The organism is Desulfobacterales bacterium (assembly GCA_030066985.1).
GTDB lineage: Bacteria > Desulfobacterota > Desulfobacteria > Desulfobacterales > JAHEIW01 > JAHEIW01.
On the sequence record JASJAN010000041.1, the window covers coordinates 1 to 24288 of the forward strand.

Annotated in this window: 28 protein-coding genes; 11 read left to right on the forward strand and 17 right to left on the reverse strand. The window is 45.4% G+C overall.

From position 1 onward, the window contains the following. Window positions 1-656 precede the first annotated feature (656 nt). Entirely contained in the window at window positions 657-1070 is a 414-nt protein-coding gene (locus QNJ26_18095) for a transposase (protein MDJ0987457.1), read from the reverse strand. Window positions 1071-1447: 377 nt separating this feature from the next. Here QNJ26_18095 and QNJ26_18100 point away from each other — a divergent pair, with 377 nt between their 5' ends. Both QNJ26_18100 and QNJ26_18105 read left to right on the forward strand, forming a co-directional pair. Beyond that, complete coding sequence (locus QNJ26_18100) at window positions 1448-1825, forward strand: hypothetical protein (GenBank protein MDJ0987458.1); 378 nt, start codon at window positions 1448-1450, stop codon at window positions 1823-1825. An 80-nt stretch (window positions 1826-1905) separates the two neighbouring features. Then, window positions 1906-2538: a PilZ domain-containing protein gene (locus QNJ26_18105; protein ID MDJ0987459.1), complete on the forward strand. Its 633-nt coding sequence runs from the start codon at window positions 1906-1908 to the stop codon at window positions 2536-2538. 33 nt (window positions 2539-2571) lie between these two features. On the opposite strand, the gene QNJ26_18110 is transcribed toward QNJ26_18105, so the two are convergent. The 3 genes from QNJ26_18110 to QNJ26_18120 all read right to left on the reverse strand — a co-directional run bounded on the left by QNJ26_18110 (window position 2572) and on the right by QNJ26_18120 (window position 3953). Continuing rightward, window positions 2572-3072 carry an EAL domain-containing protein gene (locus tag QNJ26_18110; GenBank protein MDJ0987460.1) on the reverse strand — a complete coding sequence of 167 codons (501 nt, stop codon included), beginning with the start codon at window positions 3070-3072 and terminating at the stop codon, window positions 2572-2574. A gap of 102 nt (window positions 3073-3174) precedes the next feature. Then, window positions 3175-3738, reverse strand: coding sequence for a hypothetical protein (locus QNJ26_18115; GenBank protein ID MDJ0987461.1), 564 nt, complete (start codon window positions 3736-3738; stop codon window positions 3175-3177). 14 nt (window positions 3739-3752) lie between these two features. Beyond that, a complete protein-coding gene (locus QNJ26_18120; GenBank protein MDJ0987462.1) occupies window positions 3753-3953 on the reverse strand; it encodes a hypothetical protein in 201 nt (66 codons plus the stop codon). A gap of 1177 nt (window positions 3954-5130) precedes the next feature. Between QNJ26_18120 and QNJ26_18125 the strand changes: the two genes are divergently transcribed. Both QNJ26_18125 and QNJ26_18130 read left to right on the forward strand, forming a co-directional pair. Continuing rightward, a complete protein-coding gene (locus QNJ26_18125) occupies window positions 5131-6408 on the forward strand; it encodes an AAA family ATPase (GenBank protein ID MDJ0987463.1) in 1278 nt (425 codons plus the stop codon). Between the two features lie 36 nt (window positions 6409-6444). After that, entirely contained in the window at window positions 6445-6897 is a 453-nt protein-coding gene (locus QNJ26_18130) for a polymer-forming cytoskeletal protein (protein ID MDJ0987464.1), read from the forward strand. Between the two features lie 209 nt (window positions 6898-7106). On the opposite strand, the gene QNJ26_18135 is transcribed toward QNJ26_18130, so the two are convergent. The 10 genes from QNJ26_18135 to ppk1 form a co-directional block, all read right to left on the reverse strand. Continuing rightward, window positions 7107-7301, reverse strand: coding sequence for a polymer-forming cytoskeletal protein (locus tag QNJ26_18135; protein ID MDJ0987465.1), 195 nt, complete (start codon window positions 7299-7301; stop codon window positions 7107-7109). Window positions 7302-7360: 59 nt separating this feature from the next. Beyond that, window positions 7361-7573, reverse strand: a complete 213-nt coding sequence (locus tag QNJ26_18140) for a hypothetical protein (GenBank protein MDJ0987466.1) — start codon at window positions 7571-7573, stop codon at window positions 7361-7363. A 9-nt stretch (window positions 7574-7582) separates the two neighbouring features. Further along, on the reverse strand, window positions 7583-8467 hold the full coding sequence (locus QNJ26_18145) for a hypothetical protein (protein ID MDJ0987467.1): 885 nt from the start codon (window positions 8465-8467) through the stop codon (window positions 7583-7585). A 49-nt stretch (window positions 8468-8516) separates the two neighbouring features. Beyond that, complete coding sequence (locus QNJ26_18150; GenBank protein MDJ0987468.1) at window positions 8517-8630, reverse strand: hypothetical protein; 114 nt, start codon at window positions 8628-8630, stop codon at window positions 8517-8519. Between the two features lie 22 nt (window positions 8631-8652). Next, window positions 8653-8814: a hypothetical protein gene (locus QNJ26_18155; GenBank protein ID MDJ0987469.1), complete on the reverse strand. Its 162-nt coding sequence runs from the start codon at window positions 8812-8814 to the stop codon at window positions 8653-8655. Between the two features lie 450 nt (window positions 8815-9264). After that, entirely contained in the window at window positions 9265-9762 is a 498-nt protein-coding gene (locus QNJ26_18160; GenBank protein ID MDJ0987470.1) for a histidine phosphatase family protein, read from the reverse strand. 84 nt (window positions 9763-9846) lie between these two features. Next, on the reverse strand, window positions 9847-10014 hold the full coding sequence (locus tag QNJ26_18165; protein MDJ0987471.1) for a hypothetical protein: 168 nt from the start codon (window positions 10012-10014) through the stop codon (window positions 9847-9849). A 172-nt stretch (window positions 10015-10186) separates the two neighbouring features. Further along, complete coding sequence (locus tag QNJ26_18170; protein ID MDJ0987472.1) at window positions 10187-10939, reverse strand: ParA family protein; 753 nt, start codon at window positions 10937-10939, stop codon at window positions 10187-10189. Then, window positions 10936-12495, reverse strand: coding sequence for a CHAD domain-containing protein (locus QNJ26_18175; protein MDJ0987473.1), 1560 nt, complete (start codon window positions 12493-12495; stop codon window positions 10936-10938). Before QNJ26_18175 ends, QNJ26_18170 begins: the two co-directional genes overlap by 4 nt. 11 nt (window positions 12496-12506) lie before the next feature. Then, window positions 12507-14756: a polyphosphate kinase 1 gene (ppk1, locus tag QNJ26_18180; protein MDJ0987474.1), complete on the reverse strand. Its 2250-nt coding sequence runs from the start codon at window positions 14754-14756 to the stop codon at window positions 12507-12509. A 479-nt stretch (window positions 14757-15235) separates the two neighbouring features. Between ppk1 and QNJ26_18185 the strand changes: the two genes are divergently transcribed. The 3 genes from QNJ26_18185 to ppk2 all read left to right on the forward strand — a co-directional run bounded on the left by QNJ26_18185 (window position 15236) and on the right by ppk2 (window position 18093). Then, window positions 15236-16183: an exopolyphosphatase gene (locus QNJ26_18185; GenBank protein MDJ0987475.1), complete on the forward strand. Its 948-nt coding sequence runs from the start codon at window positions 15236-15238 to the stop codon at window positions 16181-16183. 93 nt (window positions 16184-16276) lie between these two features. After that, complete coding sequence (locus QNJ26_18190; protein MDJ0987476.1) at window positions 16277-17206, forward strand: hypothetical protein; 930 nt, start codon at window positions 16277-16279, stop codon at window positions 17204-17206. Window positions 17207-17253: 47 nt separating this feature from the next. Then, a complete protein-coding gene (gene ppk2, locus QNJ26_18195) occupies window positions 17254-18093 on the forward strand; it encodes a polyphosphate kinase 2 (GenBank protein MDJ0987477.1) in 840 nt (279 codons plus the stop codon). 82 nt (window positions 18094-18175) lie between these two features. Here the strand turns inward: ppk2 and QNJ26_18200 are convergent, their stop codons facing one another. The 3 genes from QNJ26_18200 to QNJ26_18210 all read right to left on the reverse strand — a co-directional run bounded on the left by QNJ26_18200 (window position 18176) and on the right by QNJ26_18210 (window position 20013). Continuing rightward, on the reverse strand, window positions 18176-18646 hold the full coding sequence (locus QNJ26_18200; protein ID MDJ0987478.1) for an NUDIX hydrolase: 471 nt from the start codon (window positions 18644-18646) through the stop codon (window positions 18176-18178). Window positions 18647-18764: 118 nt separating this feature from the next. Then, window positions 18765-19238: a CYTH domain-containing protein gene (locus QNJ26_18205; protein MDJ0987479.1), complete on the reverse strand. Its 474-nt coding sequence runs from the start codon at window positions 19236-19238 to the stop codon at window positions 18765-18767. A gap of 394 nt (window positions 19239-19632) precedes the next feature. Continuing rightward, complete coding sequence (locus QNJ26_18210; GenBank protein MDJ0987480.1) at window positions 19633-20013, reverse strand: hypothetical protein; 381 nt, start codon at window positions 20011-20013, stop codon at window positions 19633-19635. A gap of 609 nt (window positions 20014-20622) precedes the next feature. Here QNJ26_18210 and pal point away from each other — a divergent pair. The 4 genes from pal (at window position 20623) to QNJ26_18230 (ending at window position 24184) form a co-directional block, all read left to right on the forward strand. Next, entirely contained in the window at window positions 20623-21198 is a 576-nt protein-coding gene (pal, locus tag QNJ26_18215; GenBank protein MDJ0987481.1) for a peptidoglycan-associated lipoprotein Pal, read from the forward strand. 110 nt (window positions 21199-21308) lie between these two features. After that, window positions 21309-22412: a hypothetical protein gene (locus QNJ26_18220; GenBank protein MDJ0987482.1), complete on the forward strand. Its 1104-nt coding sequence runs from the start codon at window positions 21309-21311 to the stop codon at window positions 22410-22412. Window positions 22413-22442: 30 nt separating this feature from the next. Then, window positions 22443-23366, forward strand: coding sequence for a UV DNA damage repair endonuclease UvsE (uvsE, locus tag QNJ26_18225; protein ID MDJ0987483.1), 924 nt, complete (start codon window positions 22443-22445; stop codon window positions 23364-23366). Next, window positions 23363-24184, forward strand: coding sequence for a hypothetical protein (locus tag QNJ26_18230; protein MDJ0987484.1), 822 nt, complete (start codon window positions 23363-23365; stop codon window positions 24182-24184). Before uvsE ends, QNJ26_18230 begins: the two co-directional genes overlap by 4 nt. Window positions 24185-24288 lie beyond the last annotated feature (104 nt).

Below are 24288 nucleotides of genomic sequence, written 5' to 3' on the forward strand. Positions count from 1 at the left end.
AGGGTGAAACTGATCTGATCCCATGGATCTGCCCTTTTATTTGCCAGAGGCTATATTTTACAAGCCAATGTTTTGACGCCAGATTCAATAATACGATAAGTTACAATATCCATTTGGTATCTGAAATTATTTTGAAAAAATTGATATTTGGTAGTTTCTCATAGTTACTGTAGTTTTGTTTTAGGCCTTCCTAATCTACAATTCAGAGACGATAGTACGTATAACGTAACAAATCGAAAAGGTAAAAATTCCTATCTCGATTAAATTTATTTGTAATTTGGTTTAGGTTTATTTATAGAAAGAAATACATCTGTAAATCTTTATAACTATTCATTATTATTTATAATAATTGCTATTTTTGTTGACATGATACAAGGTGGCATGCTATCAGATAAACAATTCAGGTGATTCATCTGCAGCCAACAGTCAGTCACCTGGTTTCTTCTTTGTTCTCCTCTTTAACAGGCGATCCATACATACGGCGTGGGTCGCCTTTTCCTCATTTTTCGTGCCCACTGTTTGACACCAGGTTTTCTATTAAGATAAGCTGCATTTATCAAAATAAAAAATTTATGGAGGCAGAGATGCCTGAAATTCTACTTGGTGTCATAATTGGTGGATTAATTGCAAGCTTATCTCCAATAGCCTTGATAATTTTAAATCACAAAAGATGGCAGAGACAAGCATCCCTTGATCAGCTGAACCCACACACGCTTTAACAGCCCCTTAGCTAACAGCTGGGCCAGTTTGCGGCTATCAAGACGATCGGTTTTTACCCGATTGCCATACTGTTGAGGAATCAGGCTCGGCGGGGTTACGATACAGTCAACACCATAATGGATTAAAAGATCAAACAACCAAAATCCAAGATAACCCGCTTCATATACGGCATTTATCCGACAACCCTTATACCGACTCAATATCCTGCGCAGGTCCTCCCATCTTCCGGCAATACTGCTGCTGAAGATTTCAACATCAAAGGTTCTAACGGTGACATGCCATCTGCGTTTATGCAGATCGATGCCGACAAATAATTTTTCGCCCTGAATCTGCTTATTGATACTTTTCATAAATGCCTCCTGTAGGTTGTGGTTGACAAATTGTTAAATATTCCAATACCCTACAAAAGACAGTCTACTTTGCATCATAGTTACTGCACCTAAAAGATATTTAAATCCAGAAAAAATATTGATTTTTGGTCTGTTCCAGGCTCCCCAATTCGAATCCCTTACCCCGTCAATTCTTTTCTACCTCTGTTTCATCATATTACATTGATCAAGAAATCAAGTGCATTTCAGAATTTTCAACTGGTTAATAGAATCTGATCCTTCGCTGTTAGTCTTTAGGAGGATCTTCCGATCTTACTAAAGTTTAAAGTTCAGTTTCATTATTGCCGATAAGATTAAGTGTAAAATCAAGATATTTTATAATTAAAGGGGGGTAATCAATGATAAATTTTTCTATAGATAAAAATACAGTTAAAGAGGCAAAGCGTGAATTGATTAATCAGTTAAAATCGAAAATTAATCAATCTGACATAGAGATGATTTGCCGCGAACAATATGGCATCGAATCAATCGAGTCCTGTGAATGTATTAATGGCGATATCATCATCGATAATAATCAGGTCGCTTATAAGCTTGATTTTGAAGTGCGTATTCCCCTGTCAATTTTAATCAATAATGGCGAGAATAACGCTATCGCATTGTCTGATAAGGACGTTCGCATTTTATCAGAATTTGATAACAGTCTTGAAAAAATAGAACCTCAAGAAATTGATGATGCATTGGATAACGAACTTCCTGATATCGAGTTTGAATACTAAGCATATATTATATAACAATTAAATCTGCTTGAAAGGCAAATGGTGTACGCTGATTTTCACAAAAAAGGTTCGGACAAATTATGAAACGAAAAGCTGAACAAAATTTTGAAAATATTGAAAATAGGGATAGTGCTCGATTGCATCACAGGTCATCTATTCAGGTTCAAGATATAGAGTCGGGAAAAATTCACAAAGCCAAGATGTTCAATTATAGCAAAGAGGGGTTCTATTTTGAGTCTGACAGTGTCTTGAATCCGGGCATGCAAATCTATATTGGTATTCAAAATTCACCCTACGCCTCAATTCCTGATGTTTTGGAATATCACCGAGGAGAACTAATGTGGCGAAAGAAATTGAAAAAATCATTTTTTCGATTTGGTTATGGCGTTAAATTGGAATCTGTTGCCAATCAACAAGATTTGAAATGGAACGAAAGGAAAGAAACAAAAAAAACAAAAGGGCCAAGGAAGCATCCAAGAAGACAATATAATCAATTCACTCTGTTTACGTCTCAAAGCGGAGTCTTTGAAGGCTCAATAAAAAACATCAGTCCTTCTGGTGTTTTTATCATGGCTGAAAAGGCCTTCGAAGTGGGACAAATCCTTACGCTGGTACTGCCACTAAAAAAGGGCAAACAAATCAAAGCCAAAGGAAAAATTGTTTGGACGAATGACGAAGGATTTGGCCTGAAATTTTTGAGCATTGACAAATAATTGTCTCCCACAGAGAAAAAATAATTTTAGATATCATTGGTACTTAAGATAATCTGGAGGAGCCTTGGCAAGCTCCACCAGCCGGGTTTGCCCAGCGCCAAAGTCATCAAATGCCAGTCCTATGTTTAGTTTTTCCAAACCATTGCGAAGCCTCGACATTTCATTTTTGGTGGTAACAGCCTTTTCATTAATTTCGACTACGATTCTGTTCGAGGGAGCCATATCATGGATTTTCTTGAACGACCCCAAGAGATCATCTGTCTTGTAAATTTCCATTTGTGTAGTGTTGACAAATAAAACGGGAGATCCCAGCAAGTATCTCCCAACTTCAACTCCCACTTCACGGAACAAGGCGCTAAGTTCAGAGTCATACCCAAACTTCTGAGCTAGCTCTAATAGCTCAGAAGGATTCGATGGCAGGTACTCGTCAGAAATCCTCCCAAGAATCTCGTAACCGATTACCTCCATATTTGAAAATTTTACGATGGGTTGAAAATGTGGAATTACGTTTCTATCAATAAGCAAATTGCTCAATTTGGGCTCCAACGCTTCCAAATCTTTAAACTTTAAAAACCTAAGTCATGAATTTTCTTACAGGTTAGAACGCAAAGTGACCCAGATGCAGGGATGACTTCTCTATAACTTCCTATCACTTCTTCGATCCACTCCGCTCCTGCGGTCCACTCCACTTCTGCGATCTATCCCACTTCTGCGGTCCTGGCCGGATCTTCTTTCTTCAACATAGCCTGACTTTAATATTTTACGCCTATCACTTGCTTGCCGTCTGTCGACTGCACCTCTTTTGTCGCGATCTGTATTAGTTAATCCGGATTTGGACCTATCTAATTCAAAATCATGTTTCTCTTTAATCAATATTCCAATTAAAAAATGATTTTTAAATCGCCCCTCATCTTGCTTTGATATATGCTTTACCTGAGCTTTGAAAAAACCACTAGGTTCAGACCTGTTATCTGTCCAGTACTTCATTTTTAGTTCTTGACCGACCTTTAAATAATCTATTATCGAAGAATCTTCATGAACCAAAATACATCTTCCGTGCCCAGATATATCTCGTAATTTTAATTGATAAATGGGTAATGGGCGACCCAGGTCAATTTCCACACTATAGAGTTCAGCTAGTGTAATTCTGTTTTCAGACCTTCTTTCTTCAAGATTGTTTGTGGAGACGTCATCCGGCATGTCGCTTACCTCCGTCAACTAATAGTTAGAGCACTAAATGCAACCTTAGATAGTCTTTCCCCAATATCATTTATTTCTATTTTGATTTCTAAATACATCTCTCCGTTCAACAGCTCCGTCATCCAGGTACCGCCGACGTCCCAATCCGCTTCTGCGATCATAGCCTTTACGCCGATCCCTGCCGGTTCTTCTGTCTGGATTCCGTTTAGACTCATCTACTTGTCGCCTTTCAACCCTTAGGCGGGAGCCACCATTATCCTTTGAATCTGATTTCTGTTCTGATTTTGGCATAAATAAGCTTATAATAAAAAATAGTTAGTCTTGGAATGGTATATTCATTAAGAATTTTCTCAAAAAAATTCATAATGTCATCTAATTTGAAATATTACAGATGTGAAAGAAATATCACAAGACTTTTCACATTGTGATTTGCAAAACAAATACAACAAAAACCCGTCTGTTGAAAATTGTGGACTACGTGCCTGAACCACCAATTCCCTTTTATTGTGGATTTGCTATGCATATCTGAAAATATTACGCACAAAAAAATTACAGATTATGTAAACGTATTGTATTTCAGCTTTTTGTCAGATTAGATTGTACCTTAATTTTAAAATGAAAAATTGAATCCTGGTCATTGTTCATAAAGTGGTATTATTTTTTAAAATCGACTTGTCTTAATTAATTTATTTTGGATGTTTAAAAAACCCTTTTGTAAATTTAACACACTGGCAGTCTTTACATATTAATGCCAAATAGCAATGGCCCCTATCCCCCCGCTTCATTCGTCAGGACCTATTTTAATTGGGGTATCCTCTGGGGTATTTCTTTCTGTAAAGATAGACAAATTCAGTAAAAAATACCCCTAATCTTACCCCATCTTTTTTTCACCATTGCTCTAAATTCGAAAGGTTGCTCATTTTCAAACCATTATCAAAATCAGCGTCATGTGCCTCAAACCCCGGTAACGGGGGTTCGAATCCCCCTGGGATCACCACAGAAAAACAGCGCTTCGAAATGAAGCGCTTTTTTCGTGGGTGGTTCGGAGCGTCCTTTTCAGTTAACACAATATGTTGTGGCGATAATTTATTGACAAACAATAGCCTTCTGCTTTATTATATCCAATAAAAGCAAGTTGTTATCCAGGTTCTTCAACAAGACTGCCCCCAAAATGTTTTGTAACTTGCTCTAAACATTGCGTAAAACAATTTTAACGATCTCTAAATGGACACATCCACGCACCCTGGATTTGTCCTGTAGGGGTAAACACGCAACCTTCCCATAAGAAATGATATGTCCATGGATGCGAACTGAGAGTGCCAATACCCAGGGGAGTCATCAGGGTAAATATCCCGCATGGCGCTTTCCAAGCAAACATCAAAAGTTTATTCAATGCCCGCGCAATTAGAAAACGATACGAAAATAGCAAAGAAAAAGGCGCAAATCTTAAAAATACCTTTTGTCGATCCGCTGCGGGCTGCCATCGAACCGTCTGCGCTTAGCCTTCTTGAACCGGAAATGGCCGTCAAACGACAGGCCTTGCCCATCCGCGTGGTGGATAATGTCCTGCTGGTCGCCATGATGACACCGGAGGAACCCGTCGCCGTTAAAAGCCTGGAATTGCTCACCGGGTTTAAGATTCGTCCGGCGGTGGCGCCTAAAAATTCCCTCTCGATCGCACTAAAAAAGTATTATGGCAACGGATACGCTGCAGCGCTATCTGTGAAAAATCGCCCCGCAAAGACAGTTCAAAAACCGATTTCTGCAAAAAGCCAAAAAGATGCAAGCGCCGCAACCACCATCTCAGTGATCTCAAACAAGGGGGGGGTCGGCAAAACCCATATTTCCATCAACCTGGCCTACAGCCTGGCTAAAAAAGGCGCCAGGGTGCTGCTAATTGATGCGGATCTGGGCAATGCAGATGTCTCAAACAAACTGGGACTGTTTCCCAAAAGCCACCTGATCGATTTTCTGGAAAAAAATAAAAAACTGGATGAACTTCTTTTTCGTACAGCATACGGTTTTGACCTGATCGCCAGTTCCTACGGAGAATTTAAACTGGCGAATTTGTACTATGTCCAGAAGATAAAATTTATCAACCACTTTAAAAAAATCAGTCAACGATATGAATTTGCGATCTTTGACCTGGGCGCCGGCATATCCCGCATGGTGATGGATTTCGCATTGGCGGCTGATCACACGATTATTGTCACCACGCCCCAGGACTTCATCAGTGGTTACGCCTGCACAAAGGCCGCATTTTCCCGGTTTATTGAGATCGAAGAAAGACTGGAGTCCAAGCATTCCAATTACAGGCCCCAGTGGATATTTGCGCCGATCCTGCTGATCAATCAGGTCAGTCATCTGCGCCAGGGATTCAAGCTTTTTGATACCCTCACAAAATCAGCCGATAAGAAGCTCAATTCACATGAAGGCAGGTTTCGCATCAAACCCGAGTATCTGGGGGCTATCCCATATGAGAGAACCGCAGTGCGAACGGCAGAGATAAAAAAGAAGCCTCTACTTCTTACCGCTCCCCGTGTAAAGGCCGCCCAGAGCATACAGCACATGTCCACACGATTTTTTTACCCAGAGACAGTCTACAACCCAAAGGTCAAATTCAAACAACCGCTGGCACGTTTTGCAGCTATTCTCTCCCAAAAAAATTAGCAGCTTAGGGTTGATCGCAAAGAGAGGAAAAAACATATGAAAAAATTGGACAAGGATATTCAAATGCTGGGACCGCAGGCGGTTCTGGAAGGAAACCTTGTATTTGAAGGAACGCTGTTTATGAACGGTCACGTCAAAGGCGGAATTGAAAGCCGTGCCGGATCGGTTGTTATCGGCGAAGATGCCGTGATTCATGCCGATATTTTTGTTCGAACCGCCACTGTTAACGGTGAAGTAAATGGGACGGTTCGCGCCACAGAGCGCATCGAACTCAACCCCCCGGCGCGCATGTACGGAGATCTCACCGCGCCTGTCGTCGTCATTCATGAAGGAGTTATTTTTGAAGGCAATTGCACCATCAAACCCAAAGATGATAGCCTCTCGCAAGCAGAGCCGAAGCTGTCAACCATTGCAGATGAATCCGCAGAAGCGCTAGAGTCATCCCGCAAATCTAACAAATCATTGGGTTCCGCCAAAATTGCGAAATAGGCATTGCTGCCGGAAGTGCTGCTGTGGTTGGCGTCACTTAACAGGAAGCACCGGAAAATCACTTTAACGGGGGCCCTTAAATATCACAAGGGGTCATTCTAATCGAATGAACCCTTGTGTATTTTCAAAACGACGGCTTGCGGTGATGAATTTGTCATCATCACTTGTCGGCATTTTTAACCGGCTTGGTTGGAGCGGGGTGCGGGCTGCTACTGTGGTTCAGATTTGCTCATCTTGGCTGCGGCTTTCTTATGGCTTCCCCGGCTGAGTTCCACCGTGCCGTTAAAATCCGCGCCATTCTCCACTGCGATGCCGCTGGCATGAATCTCGCCCTGAAAATTGGCACTGTGGCTGATGTCAACATTTCTTTGGGCCAATACATTGCCAACCATTTGACCACTGATGCTGGTATCCTGGCGTGGATCTTACCTTCAACGCTTCCGGTGGGGCCAGTGGCAAAATTTTAATCTTCCAGCTCGATGTTGCCCTTCACCGAAACCTCAATCACCAGATTGCCGTAACCACGAATGTCGCCCTCAATAGCAATATTTTCACTGATAATTGATTTTTCATTTCTTTTCATCTGGCTTGAATCCTTTGTGAAGCTTTTTAAGTCGAGAAATTTATCGGCATCAGACGAACGGTCGTTTTTAATTTTTCTGTCTTTTTTTAGCATGGGCTCTCCTTATCTTATATATGGTACTTCGGTCGTCATGATATCTAAAATCCTCCGAAAACTTTGACGCAGTTTCGGTGACTGGTCATATATAGCGTTGGTCTGGCGAACCGTTAACCCATCCAGAGTCATTTCGTCTGGGCAGATTCGATCTTTAGCCTCACTTCGGATCCATTTAGCTTTTTGCTGGAGCTCAGCACCATTGGCGCCGTTTTCGCGGTCCAACAGAATGGCTGCCAGCATCTGATGAATGACCTTGCTGGGCTTGGATCGCGGATTGTCAACGATAATTGGCGTAAAGCTGCGGGCTGCTTTGCGGACAAGTTTATCATATGGAATCGTTCCCAAAACACCGACATTCAGAAAGCATTTTTCTTTCAAAAGCTGCTGCATCGACTTGGCAATAGTAAAATCCTTGCGATTGTCGGCCATGTTGACCACCAACGAGACGCCGAATTGTTCATAGCGCTGCTTTAATTCCATGTAGGCCCTTGAATCTCTCTGGCGGACTCGTTCATAAATAGTATCCAGTGAAAAATTTTTCGCATCTTCCAGCGAGCCATCTTTAATTTGCAGGCTCAGTTCTTTGAGCGATTTGTATTCTGAAAAAAACCGCTCCAAAAAGCGATAGAAAGTCACTTTTACAAAACTGTAGCTGTCCAAAATTGACGCCGGCTCAGATCCGCTGACCACGATCTTGTGATCGGCAAAAAGAAAAAAATCCAGCACATTATAGGATGAATTGCCCCCCAGATCGAGAATCAGAAAGTCACCATCCAAATCTCGCAGGTGTCGCAAAATCTTTTGTTTTTGGTGATAAGGGAGGTTTTCACTGCCCAGTTTGGAGGAGTCGCCGCCAATCAATGACAAACCGTCAAAAGGCGTGGGGGTCAAAATTTCCTTTATAGAGGAGACTTTTTTGTCTAAAAAGTCATTCAAGGTTTTAGCAGTGATTTGACGCCCACATACAGATGCACATCCGCGCCCCTAAGTCGAGATCTGCCAGCACCACCTTCCGGCCCAAAAGGGAAAGGCCAACAGCCAGGTTGGCCGCAATGGCAGATTTACCGACCCCGCCTTTAGATCCGCCAATAGCAAAAATTGTCTTTTTTTCTTTTTGCTATCGGAAGCGTCAGCTTTCGATGACGGCTTTTTTCGGTCGTCAATTTTCCCGAACTGTTGTCAAATGCACTTAACGGTTGGCCGGTGGTTCGGCCATTGGCGTCCTGTTCAAATGCCATACAAGGTGTCCTAATTTCAGGTTAATTGAAAAGTAAGCGTTCCCCGCGGCGGTGCTCGCAATGATAAAATGAATACGTGCTTTTTTATCAGCGCACCGCTGGATTCGAAAAGCAAAGCTTATGCCACGCTTTAAAAAAATTAGTCACCATAATATCAGACGCATATAAAATTAGGTGGGGGAAGAATTTCCCGGTGAGCGCGCTGGGTAGGTCAAAAATTTGACAATGAACTAAATTGGAATTGAATAATTGGATACCGACGCCGATGCAGCCCGTGACGAAACGAAATCCTTAACTTAATCGGCCTGCGCCTTTATGGCGCCTATACCCCTGGCATAGGGATGCTGTTAACCGTTGACAACAAAGACCACTAACAAAAGCAGTGCGTCGTAAGTGGAGCGCTGCTATTTGCAGTAGGTGGTTTGCTGACTGACGGCTTAGAGGAATTGATCAGATGACATGCTTTTTTGGAAATTCAAAGAAGATCATTTTGCCGCATTGCTCGCTTATGTCAGCCCAGGATGATATGTTGAGCTCCGCACAGAAGACGCCACAGGTGGGGATGTTGCTGATCGACTGATCACCGACATAATTGGCCAGCCCGGTGATGCCCGGGTTGTGGCCGAAAAGCATAACGGCTTTCAGTTCATCGTCGATTTGCTGGATCACCTCGATCAGCGCAAATTCACTGAACTCATAAATCGCCTCGCTGTACTGGATGTTTTCAAGCGGGTAATCTATGGCTGCCGCAAGAACCCGGGCGGTCATGGCGGCCCGGTTGGCCGGGCTGGATATGATCAGGTCCGGTGCCACCTTTAGCTTGGCCAGAACAATGCCCATCAGTGGCACATTTTTGCGACCGCGTTTGTTCAAGGGTCTTTCAAAATCATCCAGTTTTGGATATTTCCAGCTTGATTTGGCGTGCCGGGCCAGGTAAAGCGTTTTCATCTATTCCTACCATTTGCAGGTAAACGTCATATGCCGTATCTGTTTAGCGCATGAAGTTGCCTGATATGACATGGTGCTATTCGTTTAATACTTCAATGCAGTTGGTTTATGCAGGTAGGTTTTTTTATTCGAAACCCAGCCGCATTTTTTACATGCGTATTTCGGTTTTCTGACAATACCTTTGAATTTTCCAAAATCTGCGGAAACATCTTTCTTCTTCCAAGAACACAGCTTTTTTGCCTTTTTACCCATTGTTTAACTCCTAATTTTTAAGACAGTCCAAGATAGGTAACGGTCATTTTAATTGGATTGATTTTCTTGAATTATCAAAAAATCTAATTACGATCCCATCACTTGTAAATGAAAATTCTTTGATTTATTTCATCAAAAAAGGGAACGGGTCCCAGGACGGTAAGCGCAGCCACTAACGCGCAGCGAAGATGGTGCTCTCAACTTTGTCCCATAAATTTTGGTATGACTTTGAAGCCACTGATTTGGGTGCAAAGGCCGACACCGGCGCCCGGTGAATCCCCATTTTTTCCACTTGCGCCAAATAAGGCACAAAGCTTTGCAAAACGCCTTTAAAACCCCTTGACACGCTGAGCATCAATTCACGGTGCATTTTTTTGTGCCGATCGACCATTGAAAAAAAAGGGTACATTTTGCTGGTGTCATATCGTTTCTTATTGGCGAACGCCAGCAATTGGCGGTAGGTTCGCACCGAAAGTGTCGTGGGAATCATGGGCACAAGGACGTGGTCAGCAGCGTTGAGAATGTTTTCAGCTAAAATGCCGATGGTCACCGGACAATCCAGGAGGATGTACTTATATTCGCACGCAAACGGGTAAAGCATTATTTTAAGGCGTTTTTTAGAGTTGCCGAATTTATTGTACAACACGTCTAACTTGCGGAGTGAAAAATCCGCCGGGAGAATATCCAGGTTTTCAAAATCGGTGCCTTTAACGCTTTTATAAACTCCTTTGGCGCCTTTGACATAACCTTTGGGGCCGGACTTGAGCTTGGGCTTTACCCGGAAGTAATAGGAAGCTGAGCCCTGTGGATCTAAATCGCATATCAAGGTTTTGGCCCCCGTTTGGGCAGCCAGGTAAGACAAGTTTACGGCTGTGGCGGTTTTGCCCACCCCACCTTTATTGCTGAAAATTGCCAAGGTTGTCATGAAGTGTTCTTTCTGGATTTGGGGCTGAAAAGTTCTTTAAACAGCTTCTGATTTGCAGGCGCTGCAAAGTCCTTGAAGGTCGTGGCAAATGCTTCTTTAACAGCCTGTTTTCTGTGGCTCAGTGATTGAATCAGGCTGCCGATGGCGACCAGCGTCTTTTTGACTTCTTGTTGACCGTCCGGCATCTCCGCGCTGATATTCAGCAAATAGTCCTGCTGAACACATAGATCGTTGAAATCACCGAGATTGTCCTGTAATTTTTTGAGTTGACCGATCAGGGCATTCATCTTCCTGCGCTGGAACAGACCGGCGAAGAATTCCAACAGGTAGCGCAATTTCTTACACTCAATTCTGAGGGCATGCAGCAGCTCATCTTCGGTGTTGGCCAGGATCTGATTACCCGCTTTAACAATCCCCTTGTATTTTTTAAAAATTCTGCGACGCGCCAAGTCAATGACCGCAATTTTTGCATTTGGAGCCGTCGGCTTATCCGGCGATGGCTGCTTTAAAAATGCCTCCCAGTCATTCATAATCCTGGCATATTTTTGGGTCTTCAGGCCCCGCAGGACATGCTGAAATGCGCTTTCCCGCTTTTTATGCAAATAGCTGAACAGCGGATCGATGTCATCACGCAATTCAGCAGAAAGCATTGCCTTATAATCATCCCGAGCCAGCAGATAGACGTCAAGGTCCCTTAAAACGTTGGAGAGTTTCCCCACATAAGCAAAGCCTTTCTTAAATCGATTGGTGGTTCTTGCGGGAAACACGCCTTTGACCTGAGCCAGGGCCGAGCGCGTTCGGCGAATTGCCACCCTGAAATCATGCAGAACTTCGGTGTCCAAATCTTTTGCAAAAATGGCCTCATTGGCGCGCATAACAGCCAACAAAAAGCGCAATACCTCTTTAGTGGCCTCATCCGAGCGCATCGCCGGATCAAGTTCAACGTTAACTTTGGCAGAGTAGCTGCCCGGTTTTCGGTTAACGGATGCCAGCGCATTAAAATAAAATTCCTTTTCGCTGCCGCTGGTTAGGCCGGCTTTTTTCAGGTTTTTGGCCAGATGACGCGCATACTTGGGATATCCCTTGACGGGTCTCAACAACAAATGCTGGGCTAAGGCCGCTCCACTTCTTTTTCGCGGGCGGCGAAATTCTTCGAACACCAGGTAGGCCACTGTTTTTTCAGCCGGGCCCAGGATTCGATAGGAGGTTGATCGGCAAGCAGCATCAAAAAGCTTCAACAGGGCGCGCATTTTGATGATCGGCGCCAGCATTTGTTTTAATTCACCGTCGGGAAAATCCCAAATAAACACCGGCGGCCGGCTGAAATCGACGCTTTCCAGGATGCCGCTTTTTGACAGTTTGCGCAAATAAAACCGGTTGCCGGATGAGTACAAAACAAGGGACTTTTTAAACAAGCGCCAGTCAAACGTATCGTATATCGCAAACTTTTCAGTTGCTGTGGGTATTGGCTGAATGGGATACGGATCGGCCAGCTGACGCATCAATTGTTTTTCATCATGGTCGTCCGGCAAATGGAATTTCAGGTTTTTGATCATGATCGGATTTTTTAAATACCTGTTTTTTTACCAATGAGATCGATAAAGACTTCTTGAGCGGCGTGGGGCCTCTGGTTTTTATGCGGGCGCCGTTTTACATAACTGTCATCCGGCTGCATATCCCAGGCAGAGCTGTTATCGCTTTCGTAAACCTGCAGAGTCTGCTCTAACTCCAGTTTGAGCTCCGGGTCGGTAACCGGCACGATGGTTTCCACGCGGCGATCTAAATTGCGCTGCATCCAGTCGGCCGAGCCGATGAAAAATTCAGGATCACCGGCATTCTCAAAGCGATAGACCCGTGAGTGTTCTAAAAAGCGGCCCAGAGTACTGAAAACCCGTATGTTTTCCGATAATCCGGAGACACCCGCACGCAGACAGCACAAACCGCGAATGTTGAGGGAAATCGGCACGCCGGCCTGCCCGGCACGATAAAGCTCGCGAATCAAACGTGCGTCCTGGAGCTGATTCATTTTTGCCCAGATACCTGAAGGGAGCCCGGCAAGGCTGTTCTGTGCTTCACGTTGAATCAGCTCAGTAAACCTTTCACGCAAATTATAGGGCGCCACCATCAGTTTGCCATAATCCTGAGACGGCATGGCACTGGTCAACTCATTGAAAAGGGCTGCGACATTGGCGCCCAGCTCCGGGTCACAGCTCAGAATGCCCATGTCTTCATAAATACGGGCCGTAACGGTATGGTAGTTGCCGGTTCCCACGTGGACATAGCGGCGAATACCGTCCTGCTCTTCGCGGACGACCAGAGCCAATTTGACGTGGGTTTTAAGCCGTTCCACGCCATAGGCCACGTGCGCGCCCTCCCGCTCCAGTTGACTACCCCAGGCAATGTTGGGGGCTTCATCGAAACGGGCAGTGATCTCCACCAATACCGCGACCTGCTTGCCCTGCTGTGCGGCTTCCATCAGCGCCTGAATGATGGGCGAATCACTGCTGGTGCGATAGATTGTTAGCTTGATGGCCAACACTTGCGGATCAACTGCCGCACTTCTTAAAAAATGTAAGATGGAGCTATCAAAGCTGTGATAGGGGTGGTGCAGCAAAATATCCCCTTTGCAAATCTCGGTAAATATGTCTGCCGATTGGCTAAAATCGATGTGCCGCAAACGCGGGTGGGTGATCGGATGATGGGGCCGATCGCGCAGCTCCGGATATCCCTCCACTTGAAACTTCATCAAATCGGCCAGACTCATCAAACCCTCTACAGTTTCCAGTTCATCGGGTTCCGCTTCGAGTTGCTCACAAAGCCAGCGTTGCATTTTTTTGGGCATATCGGCACTCACCTCTAGGCGTGTTACACCGGCAAATTTGCGGGCGGTGAGTTCTTTTGTGACCATGCCGATCAGCTGTCCCGGAGCCAAATCCGCGTCAGGGTCCTCCAGAATATTCCCTTCCCATGGGTCATCCTTAGCGGCCCGGGTGACACGGAAATAATAACACTTAAGATCGGCGGCTTTGGGAAAAAGCAGTGTCAGACTGGCGGCAATCACCTGCTCTAAAGGTACAAATCCGGGTGCATCAGGCAACGGTACCCAGCGCGGGCGGTTGGCCGGCACTTTGATGCGCACAAAGCGATTGCGTTTTTTTTTGGTTTCCTTAACCTCTACTGCAAGGTTGAGCCCTAGGGTGCTGATAAAAGGAAAAGGGTGAGACACATCCACAGCCAGCGGTGTCAAAATAGGCTCCACCGATTCAAGGAAATAGCGCTGCATCTTTTTTTGCTGTTTGTCACTTAACTCGGAATATTCCAGAATGGGGATGCCGGCTGTGGCCAAATCGGGTCGAATCTTATCGGTCACCAGACGGGAAACCAGACACGCCTGTTTAACCAATTCTTCCCGGCACGCCTGCAGTTCCTCTTGGGCAGTAAGACCGTCGGGGGAGCGTTTGGTTTTCTTTTTGTGTTTTCTTTTCTCTATCTTGCGTTTAAGTCCCCCCATGCGCTTCATTGCAAACTCATCATACAGCATACCCATAATGCCGGCGAATTTGACACGCTCAAGTAATGGCACATTCGGATCTTCAGTCAGTGCAAGCACCCGGCGGGCAAAACTCAACCAGCTTAACTCACGGTTGATCAGGGCACTCGGGGAGTCGATGTCGATTTTCTCGGGCTTTTTTGAACTCGCCTTGTCTTTTTCTTTAACACCACTCTTGTCAGTTGCAATTTCTTGCACCCGATCGTCTTTAGCCTGTATGGGATCTTTTTGTTGCTGTACTTGAGGGCTCATGATGTTGGCTTTCATACCTCCCGCTAAGGTTGCCGGTGCGCATAGACTATGATTTAACAAGGCAGAACAGATCGAGTTGGCAGTAATGCGCACTGGATGAGATGGCGAGACGGAAAAACGGATTGTGAATCCAATACAGAATTGCCGCAATTCATTGAATTAATTATTTCCCCCGAATCTATTTCTTATAGATGACATTGCAAGGCAATGTCAACCTGAATAAACAGAGCACGCTGATAACATCCTAATTTTAAACCATTTAGAGCCTGCAACGGTTGTGTTCGAGGGGATAATAAAAGATTAACCGACATACTGTAAGTCTTTTGATGAAAAAAAGAAGCTGTACAGGGTTTGACTTTCTGGTAAAGCTGTTTCAATATATCTAAGGAAATCGATTGATAAATTCCTGCCGGGAGAAGGTTTGCTTAGGATGCATCAAAGGCAAGGCGACCCTTCATTAACTCCATTAAATCTTCATATAGAGCATATACATAATGGAATCGATATTAAAGTTCGCGGCAATTGATATTGGCTCAAATGGCGTGCGACTCCTGTTGTCCGGTGTTTTCGAAGAAGGGTATACAGCGACCTTCAGAAAAATGTCACTTATTCGTATGCCCATTCGCCTGGGTGATGATGCCTTTACCCAAAAACTCATCTCAGAACGCAAGGTCGCAGAGCTTGTCAAGAGCATGATCGGATTCAAACACCTGATGGAAGCCTTTGAGCCGCTGGATTATATGGCTTGCGCCACCTCGGCAATGCGTGAGGCTGAAAACGGGCCAGAGATCTGCAATCGAATTTTGGCCGAGGCGAACATTAAAATTGATATTATCGACGGCAAAAGAGAGGCCGAGTTTATTTTTGAGAATAAAAGCGCCGATCTGTTCGGTCAAAACGATGCTTATTTATACGTGGACATCGGCGGCGGCAGCACCGATATTACCCTATTTTCCCGGGGGCGGAACATTGCTTCCAGGTCATTTAACATCGGAACCATACGGCTTATGGAGGGTCTGGTGTCAAAGGCCTATTGGAAAAAGATGAAACAATGGCTCAAAAACTACTCTGCACCCTTCACAACCATGGCGGCAATCGGCAGCGGCGGAAATATTAACAAGGTATTTCGTCTGGCAAACTGTAAAAACGGCAGACCGCTGACAATCAAAAAAATGATGAAAGTCCGCCGCTTTCTGAAACATTTTACGGTTAAGGAACGCATTAAGGAGTTGGCTTTGCGGCCGGATCGCGCCGACGTCATCATTCCGGCCTTGGATATCTACCTTAAAATTATGAAGTGGGCCGGAATCGACGTCATCTATGTTCCTCAGGTCGGTCTGGCCGATGGTATCGTTCGCATTCTCTACAATCGGTATAAAGCATCGCAACCTGATAGTGATGCAGCAGTTCTCTGCCAAGGCATCAACCTAGAAGTGAAATAAGCAATTCAAAGCCTAAACAATACATCTGATTTGGGTGCTGATATGGGAGACAAATAAGCCATGCAAAGCAAGCAAAAAGGTTCAGGGCATAAAATGACGGATTCTAAAACTCAGATCAAGGAGATAGTGAAAGAGATTGAATTGGATGCCTGCTCAGCGACAATTGACAAACGACTTCGGAAAATCTTGAAAGTTCTCAAAAAAAAAGAAAAAAATGAAATTCTCGAGGCCGTATTGGTAAAATATTATAACGCAGAGGAGTTAAAACCCTACCAGGCGGAATTGATCAAAATGCAGCGCCATCTGGAGAGAACCGGAAAGAAAATGGTGATCCTTTTTGATGGCCGGGATGCCTCCGGCAAAGGCGGCACCATTCGCCGCGTGACCCGCTACATGAATGAGAAAAGATATCATGCGGTGGCGCTGGGTAAACCCAATGAATATCAAAAAACAGAATTGCATATCAAACGCTATATCGAGCATTTCCCGCATGCCGGAGAAGTCGTATTGTTTGACAGAAGCTGGTACAATCGCGCCCTGGTTGAGCCGGTGATGGGGTTTTGCACGGATAAGCAATATAAGCGTTTTTTAAAAAAAGTGAACACCTACGAACAAAATTTTTTAGAAGATGAAGGCCGAACCATACTGGTAAAACTTTATTTTTCAGTCAGCAAAGAAGAGCAAGCGCGACGCTTTGAGCGTCGCAAAAATGATCCCTTAAGACAATGGAAGCTGTCGGAAGTGGACTTGCAGGCCCAGGAACTGTGGGATGAATTTACAGAAAAAAAATTCATGCTTTTAAAAAGGACACATACTAAAGAGTCGCCCTGGCATGTTATTCGATCCGATGATAAGCATCTTGCCCGACGCGAATCCATGAAGGTTATTCTCAATGCGGTGCGCTACAGAGGCAGGAAACGAAAGCTGAATTTTAGCCCGGATCCAAAGATTGTTATCCCCGGTGACAAAGAATTTAAACTGATGAAAGAACAGCGTAAAAAATTTGGCAAATCACTGGTGTGACCTCTGAGCTGCATACGCACGCTTACGATTTAGAAGGGGGGAGAAGCATGGCCAAGAAAAAATCCAAATCCAAAAATAAGCCGAAAAATAAGCCTGATAAGTCTGAAGGCAAGCTTTCAAGGAAGGCGTATGAAAAGGAACTTGCCAAGCTGCATGCCGAGCTGGTCAAGCTGCAATTGTACGTCAAAGAGAAGGGGCTTAAGATCATTGTCGTCTTTGAGGGGCGCGACGCTGCCGGCAAAGGGGGCGTGATCAAACGGATTACTGAAAGAGTCAGCCCCCGCGTGTTCCGGGTGGAGGCCCTGCCAGCCCCCACCGATCGCGAGAAAACCCAGATGTATGTCCAGCGCTATATCAGCCGTTTTCCAGCCGCCGGCGAAATCGTGCTGTTTGACCGCAGCTGGTATAACCGCGCCGGTGTCGAGCGTGTCATGAATTTTTGCACCAAAGATGAGTATGAAGATTTTCTAGAGAAGGCACCGATCTTTGAACGCTGGATGGTTGAATCCGGCATTCAGCTGATCAAATACTGGTTTGACATCAGCAAAGAGGAGCAGGAGCGCCGTTTCCGCGCCCGTATCGAAGATCCACGAAAGGTTTGGAAGCTCAGCCCCATGGATGTGGAGTCATTCAAGCGCTGGTATGATTATTCGCGTGCGCGTGACAATATGCTGGCCGCCACAGACACAGGCTGGGCACCGTGGCATATCGTGCGCGCAGATAACAAAAGACGTGCCCGGCTCAACTGCATTACGCATTTGCTGAGCCTGATTCCGTACAAGAAATTATCCCGCAAGAAGGTTGATCTCGGCAAACGCAGCAATAAAGGAAAGTACGACGATCAGGCCTCTATTGCCCAGCACAGCTTTGTTCCTGATGTATATTGAGGCTTGATGGGCAAGCGCCATTCACAGCAGGATGATCAACGGTAACTGATGTGTCAACCGATGGGCCTGCTGTTAAAACATTTCATTCTGGCGCACTGCTTTGGCCGTTGGCGGGGTGGGAGCTGATTTTCGGTATGACAAATTCCATCTCACCTAAAATATCGCCAAGGCCCTTGTGTTTGACCGTTGCACGGGCATCATCGATGCTGCGCCACACCCTTTCGCGAAAATATTCTTCCGGCCAGTGGTCCAATAAGTGGGTGACCGCCATTAGAAAAACTTCCACCTCGCAGGTTCCCCCCCATTTATGATATTGATAGCGACCCACACTGATTCCATGCAGCTCACCCTCAATGCCAGCTTCCTCGTAAGCTTCCTGAACAGCCGATTCCGCCGCTGACATCCCATCTTCAATGAGGCCCTTGGGTATGGTCCAGTGCTTGCGGCTGTTGGTGGTAATCAGCAAAATCTCAATCTCTCCGTTTGTCAATCGAAACGGGATGACACCGGATTGGGGATAATGCATGGATGGATCAACAGCTTCAATGCTCATGTCAATGTCCTGCGAAGGCGGCGTGAAAAGCGGAAAATTTTAGGCATGCGTTTACATCCGCCTTCGGCGGAATGATGATTCATGCAGCGATGTAATCAAAAACGGCCTGACACGTTGCTCATGCTTTGGTTGCTTTCGGCAAACCGTGAAGCGCCAGTTGCCGATTTTTATAGTGCCTGTCTTCGGTCACCTCATTTCCAAACCAATCTGGCGGCATGAAGGTATTGCTTTGTTCAACGCTATCAAATTCAACTTCAACCAACTGCAGTCCTTTTAACGGTTCGCCAAAGATATCGACCTCACAGATGAGATCACCGAGGGGCAATTTATACCGAACCTTCTGGATTCGGCGGCTTTCAGTCAGTGGCCACAACGATTTAAATTGGTCGCGTGTCAACTCAATTTCATATTCCTGCCGAACCAGACCGGAGCCCTGTTTGATGGTTTGATAAAAAGAACCGTCTTTCTGCCGGAACCGCAACTCAAAGTCGCTGTCTTCAATTGCAACATACCCTTGTCGAATCGAGATCCCAACAACCGAATCCAATTCGGGCGGAAGTTCTGTGACTAAAAATTTCCGTTCTATTTCCATATTTCTCCATCTGCGAATTATATCGTTTATTCAACTAGAGTATATGAATTCTATTGATAAATGCAAATGCTGTAGATCATCATGTTCCTCCTCTGGAAAATGATCACTTCGGTGTCCGGTATTTGGTAAGATCCCCTGATCTATGCCCCAACATTTGAACAGGCAGGATAAACGATCAAAAATTCAAGAATGCTAAAGATGTCCAGAACTATTTTCGGTTTTTACCTAATTTCTGGACCTGGAAAATAATAATAGTTATTGTTAGAATTTTGTTAGCAAACACATTAAAATTTAACAATTTCCAGGGCCGACAGAAAAATCATTCTGAAAAAATTGATGGGTCGTAAAGCGGGCTGGATTAATAACAAAGACGGGATTTTAAAAGATTAAGCGCTTAGAGATTTTCGATTTTCCACTTGGTAATGGCTTCGTTTAGGCTTTTGACCAGATTTTCGATTTCTTCGATGGTGTTCAAGGCAGCGACTCTCAAATTGACGCGCAGCTCATTTTCATAGCGTCTCTTTTGCCGTTCGACTTCATCATCAACCTGCTCTTTACTCCAAGTGAGATGGGATTTCATAATTTTGCGACGGGTCATAAACTCATCGAAAGAATGTTCAAAGTCACGGTCTAAAACCGAGATCATTTCATCGTAAGAAGGGATTTCATAGGTGCCCGCCAGGATTTGTTCCAGCGATTCCCTAACCATCTGGCGCGCACAGGTCTTGGCGTCAGATACGTAAAGCGGTGTTCTTTCTTTATGAAGTGTTTTCATTTTTAAATATAAAGATAATCACTAAGGAGGCACTGTCTAATAATCATCCTGGCACCCAAACAGGATCTAGCTGCAAGCCGTGTCATGCGGGCCAAATTGGATCACATCAGCAATAAGTTGCCACCATGGATTAAAGCGCTTCTTGCTGCGATTCTCAAGTTAAATCGATCGATAGTTGCCTGCGAATATACACCATTTCGTCAAATTTAGGGAGTATATTTCAATATTTAGCAAGCTCAAAGCTATAAACTGCGAATAGTAAAGCTTTTTGCCTTATTTTGCCGCAATCCGGTACCATAAAAAAATGAAAAAAAAGCTTGACATGCCACAATGTAGTAGTCTATAAATAACCTACCCCACAGATCTATGCTTCTAATGCATACCTCTATGTCCTCCTCATCTGGCGACTCATATCCCCATGAGTCGCCATTTTTTTGTGCCTTCGCCTTCTGTTCGCCCTGCCTGGCATCATGATGTGGATCGTCCAACCAGCCGCTGAGACATACGAATGCCAATGGGCTTATTTTGACAATTCGACCGCTTTGAGATATGTATGGGTTGTAAAAAAAGTCCCGTTATGCCGTGAACCCTTTATAAAAGGAGGAAAGAATGAATCACAAAAGGTGGGCACTTCTGGTCTTCTTGCTGGTCATTTTCGTGGCCTTTTTAGCGCCTTCGTGTGCTAAAAAAGAATTAAAAACTGAACCCACGATGTCTGAGGAAGAAGCCCGCAGGCAAGCAGAAGAGGAGGCTAGAAGACGGGAACAGGAGCGTCAGGCGGCCATAAAAGAAGAGGCCCTTAAAGAAGAGGCCTTCCGTGCCGAAGGCGAAAGAATCCAAACCGCGAGGGAAAGATTCGAAAACGAGGACGTTCTTTTTGAATTTGACAGCGCCAGCTTAACAGCGGAAGCTCAGGAAATTTTGCGTGAAAAAGCGGAATGGCTCAGAGACAACCCGAGTGCGCGGGTAATCATCGAAGGCCACTGCGATGAACGCGGTACCAATGAATATAACCTGGCATTGGGCGACAGGCGCGCATACAGCTCCAAGGCCTTCCTGACAGACCTGGGCATTGAAGACTCGCGCTTAACCACAATCAGTTATGGCGAAGAGCAGCCGATTGCTGCAGGTTCAACAGAAGACGCTTGGGCCAAAAACAGGCGCGCTCATTTTGTGATCAAGTAAGGTTTGCCGGTGCCTGCGAAAACAAATCTTTTACCAGGTCCACCGCTTTTCTCAATATCATTCGAAACGGATAAGACCCCCATCCCGTCTATCTTACTGCCGACACACTTATGACGGTTCGATCTCGGCGGGCAGGTCCTGCCAAACGCATAGCTGTTTTCATAACACCGCACGGTTTCGGACATGCCGCACGCGCAGCCGCTATCATGGAGGCGTTGACGGCCATCGCGCCTTCAATTCAGTTTGATATTTTTACCACCGTGCCACCATGGTTTTTTGCGCAAAGCAATTCTTTTGCATTCACCTATCATGATCTGCTGGCGGATATTGGCCTGATTCAGAAAACACCCTTTCAGGCTGATTTGCCGGCTACCGTTCAACAATTGAGACAGCTCATGCCTTTTGACCCGGTCCAGATCAAGACTCTGGCCAAACAGCTGCGCCGGCTAAATTGCGCCGTGGTGATCTGTGATATCGCGGCCATGGGCATCCGGGTGGCCCAAAAGGCGGGGGTGCCCTCGATCCTGGTTGAAAATTTTACCTGGGACTGGCTCTATCAGGGATATGACGATAAAGGGCTAAATGAATTTAATCGATATTTGAAATCCATTTTTGCTGAAGCCGATGTCCATATTCAAACCCAGCCCGTCTGCAATGTCGCTGCAGCCCAATTGGAGGCCGCTCCGGTCAGTCGAAAAATTCAGATGTCTGGCGTCAGCATCCGCCGCAAGCTGGGAATATCACCAAACGACAGGGTCGTCATGATCACCGCCGGAGGAGTGACCAAAGACTATGGTTTTATCGACAAGCTATCATCGGCGCCCGACATCCAATTTATTGTGCCCGGTGCGGCCGCTACAGAGATCATAAAAAAAAATCTGGTTCTGCTGCCGGAAAATTCAGATTATTTTCACCCTGATTTGATCAATGCGGTTGATGCGGTGGTTGGCAAGGTCGGTTACAGCACCATCGCGGAAATATATCAGACAGGGGTTCCGTTCGGATACGTTGCCCGGCCTGAAAACCGTGAAATGAAATCCCTGGTTGGTTTTATCGAAAACCATTTAGGCGGTATGCCTATCAAAGAATCTGATTTTCAGAATGGTGCCTTTACCAAGGATCTGGCGGAGCTTCTACGGATACCGCGCGCCCGAAATAAAAAGCCCAACGGGGCCGATCAGATAGCCGGTTTTGTCGCCTCCTTGTTAAATTAAATTTACAACACTTTAAAAAGGAAACCGCGCATGCTGCGTTTGGGATTGTGCTGTCTTTTTCGTGAAGCACCCATTAAATTCAGACGGACAACCGCCAAATACCTGGCAACAAAATCCCGTCAGCAACAAAAAGCATATCTGTCAGAAATATGCCTGCACAATGCAAATGCGCTGATGAACGCTTTGCAATTTTGTCAACAAAATAGGATCGGCGGCTTTCGTGTCAACAGTCAAATTTTGCCGCTGAAAACCCACCCTGACCACCGATACGACCTGCAAGTGCTGCCCGATTATCAGCAAATCTTAAGGCAGTTTCGAAAATGTGGTGCGTTTAGCCGCAAGCACAACCTGCGTGTCACCTTTCACCCGGATCAGTTTATCTTGCTATCATCGCCGGATTCAGGCGTTACCCAACGGTCTGTTGCCGATTTAACATACCAGGCAGAAGTGGCTTCTTGGATACAAGCAGATGTGCTCAACATTCATGCCGGAGGAGCTTACGGCGATAAGCCCCAAACCCTGCGTCGCCTGGCCCGCCGCATTGAAAAACTGCCAGAAAATGTCAAAACCCGTTTAACACTGGAAAATGATGATCGCATATTTACTCCCGCTGATTTATTGCCGTTTTGCAAAGAGACCGGCATTCCATTCGTCTATGACGTGCATCATCACCGTTGCCTGCCCGATGGGATGGATGTAGAATCGGCCACCGAGCAAGCGCTGGAAACCTGGGATCGAGAACCGCTGTTTCATATTTCAAGCCCGTTGGGCGGCTGGAAAACCAATAATCCCCGGCCACACCATGACTACATCAACATCAGAGATTTTCCTAAAAATTGGTTGGATTTGCGCATGACTGTTGAAGTTGAAGCCAAGGCCAAAGAACTGGCGGTTTTGAAATTAAGAAAAGATCTGCTCTGCAAACACCGTTGCACAGAGGCATTGAAAAAATGACGCTTCGCTATAATCCCCTAAATGTTTTTAAGGCCAGTACGACACCCGCCGGTTTATACGCCCGGCAAAAGTGGCTTAACGAAGAGCAGACGCTTCGATGGCAGAGCGATTTCGAGATGACCACGGCGCAGTTGACAGAAGGCCAAGACAATAATGGGTCGTGGGGCGCTTCGGCGACCCTGACGACCCGGCAGCTGTTTGGGCTGCATTTAACCATCCGTCAACCCACACTGCAGATAAACAATGCCCTGGATTGGCTTTTGCAGCAGGCTGAGCGCCAGCTCCACCCGAACACCAGTCAAACCAAAGAATCAGTGCACATCAAAGTGCTCGATCAGCTGCCATTTGTGGCCGGTCGCCGGGATGGTTTTTTACTGGGAGCCACTTTGTTTTTAGCGAGCATCTTCCACCGCCAAAATCATGCGCAAATCCTTTCGCTTTATCAATCGCTCAATGATGATGCCGAAAAAAATCAGCTTTTTTGGAGTGACCCGGCATGCTTTAACAATCTGTTCAGGGCATTTGTGGTTCATCCGGTTTATGCAACTGAAAGTGCCGTGCATGCGGCTGTTAAGCGGCTTGAAAGTCTACAGACGGCAGCGGGCGATTGGGGACCGCACTTGCCGTTTTTTCAGGTGGTCAATGCGCTGGCCCATCTTGAGATGCCACAGGTGGACTCGCAACTCGAGCGTGCCTTTCAATATTTGGTTCATTTACAGCGACCGGACGGGGCCTGGAGCACTGATCAACCGGAATGGCATACGTTTCTGGTGGTCCATGCTCTCAATAATAAAAATCAATTTATTGTTCAGCAATAGTTGCGATGGTCTGGCTGTTCGCTTGACAAGCTTTGGATTTCCTGCCAAATGTAACATTGTGGCAGGCGCTGAATCTATATGTTAGCGTTCTGAAAATAATCTTG